Genomic DNA, 12,398 nt, shown 5'->3' on the forward strand with positions numbered 1-12,398 from the left:
ATTGCAGATGATAACCATTAGCATTATCATGCAGTAGTAATGCTAATGGTCTTCGGAGGTGCCTGTCATGTGCCAAAGCTGCAACGGTATCAACTCAGCAAAGCATCAGCGCTTGTCAAAACGCTATAAACTCTGGCAACTCCCCACCTACACCCACTGCCCAGTTATCGGCACCTGCTTAACTTTGGATGAACTGGTCAAGATAGTCCGGCAGACAGGATTGCTTGTCGAGCAGGGCAGTGACTACTATCTTCACAGCAGCCTGGTTCAATTGGCAGACCAAAACGTGCCACCCTCACGCCGAATCCAGAAGATTCTCGACTCAAAATACAGCCGCTGGATCAAATCCTATGGCGCACTGACAACTGACGCAGAACGAAAAAAGTTCTGGCATGATGCTGTCAAAACAGGACAAGTACCGGGAGCCTTCTGGGCCGTTATCAGCCACACTCACTCCCCTGCCAGCCTAGTTGATCTGGCCCTTGGCGATGTACATATGCTCTCACACCTTCAAGGGGCGCTGAACAGGGCTGACTTGCAGTACATGGCCAAACTTGAGCAGGAGGTTTGCACTCTGCGTGACAAGCTTGAACGCCAGCAGATACAACACCAAAAATCACAGCAGCAAAGCAACCGTCTGGTGACGGCTCAAGAAAAAGCATTACAGAGCTTGCGACAACAAATTCAACCTGATGAAAATAGCCCTTCGAATGTGCAGAAAGAACTGGAATCTGTGCGCAAGAAATACCACTTGATCGCTCGCCAGAAAGATTGGGCTCTCAAGCAACTGCAGCAACGCCAGACGAACATAAAACGCTTGGAAGAACGACAGGAGGCGCTTGTTGATCAACTTTTGGAGACTACGCAAGAGCGCGATGCCCTCGAGTCTACAGTTGAAAACCTGTTGCAGCCCGGCCGCAGTGAAGACGAGCATAACCGAACCGCCCGCCTGTTCGACCTGAACGGCCGCAAGCTGGCCTATGTGGGTGGGCGCACAGCCCTGTTTCCGAGGCTTAAATCATTTGTAGAAGCCCACAATGGGCAATTTTATTGTCATGACGGCGGCATTGAAAACAGCCATCCGGAACTCAGCCAATGCCTGTCAAAAGCAGACATGGTGTTCTGCCCCATTGACTGCGTCAGCCATAACGCCTGCCTGCAGGTCAAAAAGTATTGCAAACGCAATTCAAAGCGGTTTATTCCGCTTCGCAGCGCAAGCCTTGCGACCTTTACATATCAACTGAAGCAGAATTGTGAAGCCATTGTAGATTGATACCCCCAAGATTCAGCAACTAAAACAACTAAGGATGGAAAATTGATGTATGGGGGTTTTTTTGCTCCTTTTTACATCAGGAACTCTGAAAGCTTGCATAAGATGATAATGATGAGTATTCTCATTATCATCTTATGCAAGCCAGACAAGGACCGCATGTATGACTGACAAACTTGAGCAACAGGGAGTCAAATGGATACGCAGTGACGAGTTGGTCAAGAGTCCATCGGGACTGCTCATTCTGCACAATGACGAACCTTACCGATTGCGCATCACACGCAAAGGCAAATTAATATTAACCAAGTAACGTTCACCCAACCTGACAGCTATTAGCCAGACGCTCAGCCGCCAGCCACAGCCTGTCTCCCTGATACAACCAGTTTTTGCGAGAAGGCGATTGCCATGCATCTCATTTTCGATGTCCCAACCACCAGCACACCAATGCGACATCATTTTGATCAACGGAATACGCAACAAAGGTCACTTGTCGCCCCGGTACTGTGGGACGGTGAAGCGGATTTGGTGGGCACATGAAAACACTTGTTTACCACCTGCATATCCCTCTGCTCGGTGCTCTATTACTTGCTTTAATGCTGGCTCCCTCTGTGAAGGCGGAGACGCTGCAGCATGTTGTGAATGTAGATACCTCACCGGCAGAGATATCGACTGTAGCGCGTTGACTTTGACAAAGCCTGCGATCAACAAGCAGATGCTCTAGCTAGACACCTGCTTTGTGTCACCAAACTTCATTGTGCTAATACAAAGCCTTTACACATTAATGAAAATGATTTTCAATACTATTAATTTTGTTATGTTATAACGGAGCAGAAATGAAACACGGTATTCACCCAGAGTACGACTATGTCGTTTTCCGCGACACCAGCTGCGGCAAGACATTCCGTATCCGCTCAACCTGCACGTCAACTGAAACGATCACCTGGGAGGATGGCAAAACCTATCCCCTGATCAACCTGGATATTTCCAGCGCGTCACATCCTATCTATACCGGCGAGCAGCGTCAGGCCAGCAACGAAGGTCGAGTGGCACGCTTCAACAAGCGTTTCGGTAATCGCAATTTCAAAAAGGACTGAGGGGGTAACAACATGCAAGTATTGAGTTCACTGAAGACCGCCAAACAACGCCACCCCGACTGTCAGGTCGTCAAACGTCGAGGTCGCTACTACGTCATCTGCAAAAGCAACCCGCGCTTCAAGGCGCGACAGGGTGGCGTGAAAAAGCGCTAACCTCCATACGCACTGGCTGGTATCGGAGCTCCCCTTCCTCCGGGCCAGTCAGTTACAGCACCGCCATGTTATTTCTAAATGCAAACAGCTCTCAGCCTTTTGCAGACTCTGCACGAGATCGCTATGATAATGATTCTCAGTAGCAGGGATTGATCAAACACATGCCTCTCCATCTTTCCGCTGACTTTTTTATCAAGCAACGGCAACTCAGTGGCTGGTTTGAACAAAACCTGGCCGTAGACGGTATAAACCGCTTCACCACCGCACGCATCAGCCCTGATATCCAGATTACCCGAAGTCATTGCAACTTCACCGATTCCTGTCAGTGCTGCATCGAACACCCTGCTCCCACTACGCTGGTACTTTACGGGATCAGTGGCATTTGTCAGTTCAGCACGGAAAATCACCAGTGTACGGTACGTCCGGGGGATCTCTGGGTAATGCAAACAGCCGAGGAGCCGCTGCAACGCTTGACGCCCGCCAACCAGATATGTGCCATGCAGGTCGTCAAATGTTCAACGCAACGCCTGTATGACACGGCGATACCCGCCTTGATCCCCCCCTTTCGGCTCTGCCGAATCGCGCGCCAAAGTCAGCCTCCGGTCGGTTTTCAACGATTGTTCAATAACCCGCTCAGCACAGCGATCGACAAATTGATGGCAGAATCCCAAGCCCTCGAATTGTTGGCGCACAGCCTCAACCTGATGCAGGCCGAAGCGCCTCCGCAGCCGCCTGCTGGTGCTTCAGATACCCTACATCTAGCCACCGAGTTGCTGACAACAGACCTGTGCTCGCCCCCATCACTGGAGGCGCTTGCAAAGGCAACCGGCATGAGCCATGTCCGGCTCAACCGGGAGTTCAAGCTCTACTTTGGCAATACCGTATTCGGCTGGCTACGCCAGCACCGCATGAGTCTGGCCCGGCACCAACTCAGGCACAGTCGACGTGAAATCACGGAGATTGCACTGCAGCTGGGTTACAGCAGTGCCAGCCACTTTTCCAGCAGCTTTCGCCAACACAATGGCTGTACGCCTCTGCAATATCGTATCAACGCCGCCTGAGTCGTGCGGCATTTGACACTGGCCGATTCAGCATCTGAAAGCACTGTTACGCGTCTGCGCCTACATTAGTGCCATTCTTCTCTGGCCAGGACTCACTCATGCCTTCCAACACACTCACGATGACGCGTCGCTTTCCTATCAAACCTTTGGCGGCTCTGCTCATGCTAACGCCCTGCATTACGGTAGCTGCCGCCGAAACCACGGTCGATACCCTAGTGATTACCGCCCGACATTGGCAGGAAAATGCTCGTCAATTGCCCGCCACGCCAACCCTGCTGACACCCGAGCCTGATGATCATGAACTCTGGAGCAGTCTGGAGTCGCTGACCGGACGCACCGCAAATGCGCGCCTGGAGGATTCATCGGTACAGAAACGCATCGTATTGCGCGGCATTACTGCTGTTAACACCGGGTTACAGGACCCTCTGGGGGTCTTTGTCGATGGCGTAGGGTTGCCACTGGGGCTCAACCAGGCTCCAGCACTGTTCAACCTTAACCGTATCGAACTGCTCAAGGGGCCACAGGGCACTCTGTACGGCCGCAACACGGAAGCGGGAGCGCTACGCCTGATCACTCCAGCCCCGGCCCAACAGCTGGAAACCTGGGCAAGACTGTCACAGCTGTACCTCGACAATGGCAACGGCGAGCAACGCAGCCGCTTGGCCGCCGGCGTGTCCGGTCCGCTGAATGAGGCGCTGAAAGCAGGACTGGCCATCCGCGCCGAAGGCGGCGGCACCGGCATTCACAACACTCATGCACTGCACGATGAAGCTGGCGACTTCGAACAGCTGTCACTGTCGGCCAGCGCCGACCTCGATCTGTCCCAACGAACACGGCTCGCTTTTCGCAGCCGTCTGGACAGGACCAACAACGACATGGAGCGCATGCGCTACGCCAGCGGCCCCCTGCGTACCGATCCCTTCACCACCGCATACAACCGTGATGCCTACAACGAGCAGCATACCGGCGTTCACTCCATCAGACTGACACACCAACTGCCGACCGCCGAGCTGACCGCCATCACAGGTGTCAGCCATTATGACCGTCACTTCATCATGGATATGGACGCTTCCACCCTTCCAGCCCCAGCATCGGCCCTGGATCAGGACAACCGAATGTGGTCACAGGAGATAAGGCTGTCGTCACTGCCCAGCGCAGCGCGCCAGTGGCTGATCGGCCTGTACCTGTTCAATGAAGACAGCGATATCGATTTCAGCACTGGTACACCCACCACACTGCGGCACACCAATATCGATCAGGAAGGCGTTGCCCTGTTCGGCCAGGTCGAATTCCCGCTGGGCGAACGCTGGATGTTGACCACGGGAGCGCGTCTTGAGTACCTAGACCAAAGCGGGAACCAGGACAACATCAGCCTGCTGGGCCAGCGTCGCTATTCCGCCGATCACGGCAACACCGAGTTCCTGCCCAACCTGGGGCTCAGCTATCACCTGACGGACGGCAGCCTGGCCTACTTCAACCTGTCACGCGGTTACCTGCCCGGCAGCTACAACTACAATCAGGCCAGTGATGCCGAGAGTTTCACCTATGACGCCGAATACACCGACACCGCCGAACTGGGACTGAAAACAGATCTCTTCAACGGCAGGCTCGAAACGGACATCAACCTCTTCTACAGCCGGCTCAGCGACAAGCAGATTGTCGACCTGCAGCCCGGCGGCACCCAATCCGTCTCCAATGCGGCCAAGGCTCGTATCTACGGACTGGAACTGGCGCTGAAGGCCTCTCTGGGCCAGGGCTGGCAGCTTGACTCGGCCTTCGGCCTGCAGCATGCAGAAGCCACCGACTACACACAGAACGTCCTCTCCGGCGGACAGCTGGTGCATGCCGACCTGTCCGGCAACGACCTGCCGCTGGCGGCTCCCTACACCTACAGTCTGGGCGTACAGTATAACAAGGGGCACGGCTGGTTTGGCCAGGCTCGCCTCAACGGCAGCGGCGGCTACTACTTCGACAGCCAGAATCAGATCAAGCAATCGGCCTGGCAGAGCGTCGACATGGAGCTGGGCTATGCGTTCCGCGACTATCGCCTGTCACTGGCGGCACAGAACCTGTTCGACGAGCAGTACTACACCCGGGCGCTGAATACGCCCAACGGTTTGCTGGTGGAAGATGCCGCCGCGCGGGAAATCAGTCTCAACCTGTCGGCACGCTGGTAATGACAAAAGCCCCGGACGCCGGGCATCCGGGGCTGGGGCGCAACCGATAGATTCATCCACTGGCAGGGGCCAGTTCCGCCCGGCGCCGTCTGTGCCCTGCAAGCATCACCACGGCGACCAGCGCCAGCAGCAAACACGCCACCAGTCCCCACAGGGCTATAGTAAAACCCCAGGTCGCCACCAGCGCACCAAAGCCGGGTGGCCCCAACGCAAAACCGGTGAAAAAACCGGCCGACAACCAGCCGGAAGCTCGCGGAACCTCGCCGAAACCAGGATCATGCAGCAGCATGCTCATGGCAATGGCGTTGGTGGCCACCAGTGTAGCCCCGATGCCCGTAACCGCCGACCACAGCGGTAGATGATACGCCTGCGTCGTTAACTGCATGACGCTTAACGCCACACAGGCTCCCACGATCAACACACCCAGCATCAACGACTCGTCAGGCCAGTTCCGGGCTAGCGGGGTCAGCAATGTCCTTGCCAGCACGCCGATCACGCCGAACAGCATCACCATCAATCCTACCGAGGACGGCGACACTCCCATTTCCGCGGCAAATACCCCCAGATAGGTCATGAACGAAGACAGGGTCAGCCCGACCCCAAGCTGCACCAGCGCCAGCAGAATCAATTCACGATTCGGTCGTATCACGCTAATGGGACGTGAAGGCCGATCACTCTGATCACTCGGAATCATCCTGGCCCCCAGCAGCACCAGCACGATGAGCACCGGCACCCAGAATAGAAAGGCATCCTGCCAACTAAACCAACCCGCCAGCAACGGCATCAACGCACCCGCCAGCAGAGCGGACAATTGCACCCCAGACTGTTTAAGGCCAACCAGAAAAGCCTTGCGTTCCGGATCAGCCCAGTGCGCAATGGCCTGGTTGGTTGACGGGTTGGCCAGCGCCTGCGCCAGTCCACATACCAACAACGCCATCAACAGGCCATAAAAGCCGGATGTCATTCTAATCAGCCCAAAAGACAGCGCCACCAGGACAAACAGGGCCAACAGGCTGCAACGCACGCCAATGCGGCTCACCAGCGGTCCAGCCACCAATGACGCGGCGGCGGCCACGCCAAAGGTGGCCGTGGTTAGCCATCCCAGCGCCGCTACTGGCAGCTGCAGAGTCCACATAATCTCGGGACCCAGTACCCCCACCGCGTAAAAGACCATCATCGGCATCCCCATGGCGGCCAACAGCAGGGCCGTCAGGGCAGGCTCGGAGACCCTGATTTGATTATGCATAACGCACCTCTGGAGCGTCGCCAACCGCACTTTCTCGCAGAAGTTCTCGGCCAATACTGCTGACAAGCGCTTCATCGGCACCATCGAGAATATGCGTGGCCCGCGCCAGCGCATGAATACGCGCCAGCGGCAGGCCATCGCCCAGCCCCTCGGCGCCATGTACCTGAATCGCACTGTCCACCGCCCTGCTCAGGGCATCAGAGGCGGCCAGCTTGGCCACATTAACCGCGATGCTGTCCGTTTCACCGCGGTCATACCCGGCAGCAGCGGTTTGCAACAGCCCTTCAGCACTGGCGATTGCACGGTAAACATCATACACGCGCGCCCGTACAAGCTGCTTGTCCGCCAACGGAATGAGGCTCCCGCGCGGGGAATGTATACGCGCGTGCATCAATTCTGAACAGCGCCGAGCCAGACCTATCCAGTGCGCCGATCTCAGCATCCGCCCCAGCAACAGACGGGACTGCATCACCTGCCTTCCCTGCCCCTCGCGACCAAGCAGGTAACTGAACGGAATCCGTACTTGATCGAAGCTGAGCGCGCCTTGCCCCTGCCAGTACCCCAGGATGTTCAAACCACCTTCATAGGTAAAGCCCGGCGTATCGGCGGGTACCAGCAGCATAGACAGGGAATCCTCAGCCGTCCGCGCCACCACAGTGAAGAACTGCGCCCGCCCGGAGCGACAGATAAACCACTTGCGTCCGTTCAGACACCAGCCATCAGCGGCCTTGCGTGCATCGAACGCCAGCGTTGCCGGCACCGAACCGCTGCGATCAGGCTCCGACATGGCATAGCCGGCAACCGTCAGACCGGCCGCCAAAGGTTTGGCAAAACGCTCATGGATCAGCGGGCTACCGAAGCGGTGCAGCATATGTGCATCCACGGTCAGGTCCGCCCCAAGGATCGCGGGCGCGAACTCAGATCGTCCCTCTTCAAACGCCACCAGCAGGTAATCGCCAAGGGTGGCAATTTCCCCACCCAGTGCATCAGGAAAGAACAAGCCTGAAAGCCCCGCCTGTCGTGCTTCCTGCGCCAATTGATCGCTCAGCTGCGAAGCACCATCATGTTCCGCGGCCAGCTCAGCCTCATGCGGAATGATGCGGGTATCGACAAACTGTCGGATCTGCTCGGCCAATGTCTGGCCAGTAAATGTTGTCATGACTGATCCTCAACCTGCCTTTAATGTGGGTACCGCCAATGCGGCAACATCTTGCGCCAGCGCACGCTTGTCGACCTTCCCTGCTGGGGTCATCGGCAATTGGCGGCGAAAGTGCAGATACTCCGGCAGCTTGCCGGCATCCAGTCCGGCCTGCTGTAAAAAGCCCCGGATAGTCGGCAATGAAAAGCGCGTACTGCCTTCTTTCAATGTGACGCACAAACAAAGGCGCTGGCCCATGTCCTCATCCGGGACCGGAACACAGGCGACCGACACCACGTCAGGGTGCTCGGCCACCAGTCCTTCGACCTGCACCGGGCTGATATTGACCCCGCCGCGTATGATGATGTCCTTCTTGCGTCCCTTCAGCACCAGGTAGCCTTTGGCATCGATCATGCCCAGATCGCCCGTTTTGACCCAGCCCTCTGACGTGCGGTAGCGGGCATCCAGATCTGGAGCGTTGACATACTGCATCGGGCTCAGGGGGCCACGTGCCAGCACCTCTCCAATTTCGCCCTGCGGCAGTGTTTTCCCCTCATCGTTGACAATGCGGATCTCACATACGCCAGGATTGGGCTTGCCAGCAGTTGTCAGGATCGCTTCGATATCATCATCCGGCAGGGTATGGCAGTTGACACCATCGGCCGAGCCATACAGGTTGATGAAACTACAGCCGAAAGCACCCGTACAGCGCTGAACCGTGGCCCGATCAATCACGGCGCCACCACAGATCAGGGCACGCAGCCCGCTTCTGTCGATCTGCTGCAGGGCTGGTTCTGCTGCGATACGCTGCATCATGGTCGGCACACCCAGAAGGAAATTAGGCTTATTGCGTTCAATCATCTGGACTGCCTGGGAAACGCTGAATTTCTGCATGATCACCACGGTGCCGCCCAGCCAGCACAGCACACCGACAGTCGCCGTAGAACCGAAGGCCGAGCCTAACGGCACCATATAAAAACCGGTAAACGTCTCGTTCTCGGGTAACAGGCGCTGCAGGAAACGCCCCCGACCGCCAATCAGTGCATTGTGGGAATAGGCCACCAGCTTGGGTTCGGACTCAGTACCGGACGACACCAACAGGCGCACCGGCGAGTCGGGACAGACCAACGGTAACTCCGCTTCAGACAGAGGCTCAACGTCCAGCATCCGGTCCAGCGTCTGCCAGCCCGCACGTGATGCGCCCTGCACGACCAGCAGGCGCAGCGACAGCAGCGATGGCCGCAGCGACTCAATCATCGCGCACAGATCCACCTCGTTGTAGGCCTCCGGTGCCACGATGACGCGGGCATTGCAGCGTCGAACCAGCGACTGTATGTCCAGTCGGTCACGCCCGGCCGGAAAAGGCGCAACAACCGCGCCAAGCGCGGCCGCCGCCAGGTCAATGGCGCAGCAGGCCCAATGGTTGGGTAGCTGACAGGCGATTACATCGCCCGGCACCACGCCGGCATCACGAAAACCGCGTGCCAGGCGCAGCGCAGACTGATACAGCTCGCGATAGGATATGCTCTCATCCGGACTGATCACCGCAGCCTGGTCGGGATGCGCTTCGACCTGTTCTCGAAACAGCTCAAAAGCCGGTTTATTCGGATAAATACCTTCGTCTTTCCACTGTTGACGTACAGCGGGTGGAACCAGATCGATAATGCCGGCAGTATTCATATGAACCTCCAGGGGGATTGCACAGCCGCATAGTCACGACATATCAGGTAGGGTTGAGTTATCTCGCAGGTACAAAGATCGCTCAGGTGTTCGATAACGACGGATGCCGGTACACGCTCCGCACGCAGGCGTGTTTCCCAATACTGGGCGGTCCGGGATAACAATCTGTCCTGCAATTGGGGTAGCAACTCGGCTTTCGAGCAATGCTCTATACCGGCCAAGTTACACAGCGCCCTGTATTCGCAGTCTGTGTTGCATTCGATGGCCAATAGCCCCTGCCCGGTCGACACTACCGTCTCAAATATGGGGCGAGACTGATAGTTTCGCACCAGCTGCAACAACAGTTCGGCGCCTCCCAACAAGCTGCTTTCGATGCGCACTCCACGCTGATCCAATGCACGGTACAACAGGCCTGCCGTTGCACCCAACGTGGCCATGGCACCACCGAGCACATCCAACACTGTAAACAGAGAGCCTCCCTTTTCGCCGGACTGCTCGGCAATCACGGACGCTACTCCCGACCAAGCCTGAACCACAAAATCGGTGCCCGGCAAATCGGTCTTTTCAGTGCCCCAGCCACCAGCATAGGTGTACACCAGCCCCGGCTGATGAGACGTCATCATGTCAAAATCCAGTCCCAGTGCCCGGTCCTTTCCCGGCGCCCAGTTTTGCAAAAAGACGTCGGTTTCCGGCAACGACGCAGCGATAGAATCCCGCCCTTCCGTTGTACGTATATCCACTTCCGTGACCTGCTTGCAGGCACTGATCGCATCGAAACGGACTGAACAGCCATTAACACAAGGCGGCATCGCCCGTAGCGGGTCGCCGCCAGGGGGCTCCAGGCGCAGTACTTTAGCCCCGGCCAGACTTAACAGGTGACCGGCCAGCGGGCCCTGAATCCGGCGGCAGGATTCCATTACTCTGATCCCGGCCAAAGGCAGAGTAGCATCCTCACCAGCTTGTCTCAGCGCCGGAGCAATCGGCCCCTGTTGCACCTGCCACAGCCTTGGTGCCATGGCGCTGGCCTCTGCCTCGCGCCAGTTTTTCAGTGGAATTACCGCTACGCCGGCAGCTTCCGCCAAAGCTTGGATACGGGCAAAAGGCAGTTGAGCCAACGCCTGCATACAGGCCTCCGGCATGGGTGATTCTGCACGGGCGTAACGCATCAGAAAGCCTCGCCAGGCACGACCGGCCACCGCGTCGGGCAAATCGACTTGCTCCCAGAACTGCCGCCAGGGCTCCGGCGTTAGGGTTTCCAGTTCAAATCGAACACCATCGGATGAGACAAAGGGCGGGCGAAATGATGGCGAGGAGGAATCCGGCAGGATTGATTCGGCCTCATCGGCGGCAGTGGCACCCGCCAGATATTGACCGATACTAATCAGCCCCGCCCCCAGCATCGATACCCAGACGTCACGGTAAGGTCGTCCCTGTTGGGCGGACACCAGTACCGCCAGTCCGCCCTGCAGCGCCAAAATGGCGGACAGCGCCGATACATAAGGCAATCCCAGCGCCTGCGCACCGCCGCCCGAGCGCCCATGCACCGACATGATGCCGCACTGGGCCTGCAGCACCGACTCAGACGGCGCCATCCCCGGGATACCAGTGGCGGTGACAACCCGCACTTCATTTTGGCCGCAACCCTGTAAACCGAATGCCAGACAGTCCGGCTCGGCCTGTAAGGTTTCTCCAGGCAACACATTTATACCCAGTGACTTCGCCAGAAGGTTAACCGCCGACACAAAGGGAGCCCAACCATCATGATCGCAGCGGCTATGCCAAGTGAGCGTTAATGAATCGAGCATTGATCTCATCACTGGCACTCACTTGTCGCCAACTGTCTTGGCCAATGCACCACCGGCGACCGCCGGCAATACAGTCAGCCGATCGCCACGGATAACCGGCGTGTCCAGCCCCTGGGAAAAGCGAATGTCTTCATCATTCAGAAAAATATTGATGTAGCGGTGCAACTGCCCACCAGACATCAACCGCGCATTGATTCCGGGGTACTGTGCTTCCAGGCTGGCAATCACATCGGTGATGGTTTTGCCTTCCGCGCTGACTTCTTTGTTACCCTGAGTAAACGGACGCAGAACAGATGGGATCATTACAGTGATAGACATGGGTACTCCTTGTATGCCGGGATGCCCGGCGCTGAATAAATGAAACGCCAATCAGACGGGGACAACCTGCTCTTCCAGCACCGCGCCGTCTGATATGCGGAAACTGCGTACTGGACAGTCGGCCGGCTCCCAGGTGGAAACAATCAGGTAATGCGCATCGGGATAGAGGGCATGCTCGATATCTTCACGACTGGGCCAGGCAATGCTCGCGGTATGGGAGTGATAGATAACCCGGCACTCCTGGTTGCACTCCTCCAGCTCGCACCAAACCTTGTATTGCTGACGTGGATCGAAACAGAAAAAGGTTTCGGAAGCCGCCTGATTGCGCATCGGAATCCACCGATCGGCAACCGGGCTGCCAACATCGGCCGCTACTACGCCACAGGTCTCGATAGGATGGTCCTTGCGTGCCTGCTCAATGATGGCATCCAGCACTGCACTACTGATCTTCAACAT

General features: G+C 57.0%; 12 protein-coding genes. 6 read left to right on the forward strand and 6 right to left on the reverse strand.

Annotation, left to right across the window (positions count from 1 at the left end):
• The first annotated feature begins 67 nt into the window (after window positions 1-67).
• The 6 genes from BLV48_RS01490 (at window position 68) to BLV48_RS01515 (ending at window position 5,755) form a co-directional block, all read left to right on the forward strand.
• Window positions 68-1,273, forward strand: coding sequence for a DUF2325 domain-containing protein (locus BLV48_RS01490; protein WP_091821969.1), 1,206 nt, complete (start codon window positions 68-70; stop codon window positions 1,271-1,273).
• A gap of 160 nt (window positions 1,274-1,433) precedes the next feature.
• A complete protein-coding gene (gene hemP / locus BLV48_RS01495; RefSeq protein WP_091821973.1) occupies window positions 1,434-1,580 on the forward strand; it encodes a hemin uptake protein HemP in 147 nt (48 codons plus the stop codon).
• A gap of 523 nt (window positions 1,581-2,103) precedes the next feature.
• Entirely contained in the window at window positions 2,104-2,364 is a 261-nt protein-coding gene (locus BLV48_RS01500) for a type B 50S ribosomal protein L31 (protein ID WP_091821977.1), read from the forward strand.
• Window positions 2,365-2,376: 12 nt separating this feature from the next.
• Complete coding sequence (gene ykgO, locus BLV48_RS01505) at window positions 2,377-2,517, forward strand: type B 50S ribosomal protein L36 (protein ID WP_010323113.1); 141 nt, start codon at window positions 2,377-2,379, stop codon at window positions 2,515-2,517.
• A gap of 161 nt (window positions 2,518-2,678) precedes the next feature.
• Complete coding sequence (locus BLV48_RS01510) at window positions 2,679-3,578, forward strand: helix-turn-helix transcriptional regulator (protein ID WP_091821981.1); 900 nt, start codon at window positions 2,679-2,681, stop codon at window positions 3,576-3,578.
• A gap of 98 nt (window positions 3,579-3,676) precedes the next feature.
• The gene (locus BLV48_RS01515) at window positions 3,677-5,755 is read left to right on the forward strand and encodes a TonB-dependent receptor (RefSeq protein WP_091821985.1); all 2,079 of its coding nucleotides are present in this window, start codon (window positions 3,677-3,679) and stop codon (window positions 5,753-5,755) included.
• A gap of 52 nt (window positions 5,756-5,807) precedes the next feature.
• On the opposite strand, the gene BLV48_RS01520 is transcribed toward BLV48_RS01515, so the two are convergent.
• Genes BLV48_RS01520 through BLV48_RS01545 form a run of 6 tightly spaced genes read right to left on the reverse strand, consistent with a single transcriptional unit; the run spans window position 5,808 to window position 12,398 of the window.
• Window positions 5,808-7,001 carry an MFS transporter gene (locus BLV48_RS01520; protein WP_091821989.1) on the reverse strand — a complete coding sequence of 398 codons (1,194 nt, stop codon included), beginning with the start codon at window positions 6,999-7,001 and terminating at the stop codon, window positions 5,808-5,810.
• Complete coding sequence (locus tag BLV48_RS01525) at window positions 6,994-8,160, reverse strand: acyl-CoA dehydrogenase family protein (RefSeq protein ID WP_091821993.1); 1,167 nt, start codon at window positions 8,158-8,160, stop codon at window positions 6,994-6,996. The genes BLV48_RS01520 and BLV48_RS01525 overlap by 8 nt, the downstream gene beginning before the upstream one ends.
• A 9-nt stretch (window positions 8,161-8,169) precedes the next feature.
• Window positions 8,170-9,819: a class I adenylate-forming enzyme family protein gene (locus BLV48_RS01530; RefSeq protein ID WP_091821998.1), complete on the reverse strand. Its 1,650-nt coding sequence runs from the start codon at window positions 9,817-9,819 to the stop codon at window positions 8,170-8,172.
• Complete coding sequence (locus BLV48_RS01535) at window positions 9,816-11,624, reverse strand: CoA transferase (RefSeq protein ID WP_175527537.1); 1,809 nt, start codon at window positions 11,622-11,624, stop codon at window positions 9,816-9,818. Before BLV48_RS01535 ends, BLV48_RS01530 begins: the two co-directional genes overlap by 4 nt.
• A gap of 18 nt (window positions 11,625-11,642) precedes the next feature.
• Complete coding sequence (locus BLV48_RS01540; protein WP_091822005.1) at window positions 11,643-11,942, reverse strand: MoaD/ThiS family protein; 300 nt, start codon at window positions 11,940-11,942, stop codon at window positions 11,643-11,645.
• A 51-nt stretch (window positions 11,943-11,993) separates the two neighbouring features.
• Window positions 11,994-12,398, reverse strand: coding sequence for a M67 family metallopeptidase (locus tag BLV48_RS01545; RefSeq protein ID WP_091822009.1), 405 nt, complete (start codon window positions 12,396-12,398; stop codon window positions 11,994-11,996).

This window comes from Marinobacterium iners DSM 11526, assembly GCF_900107855.1.
GTDB lineage: Bacteria > Pseudomonadota > Gammaproteobacteria > Pseudomonadales > Balneatricaceae > Marinobacterium > Marinobacterium iners.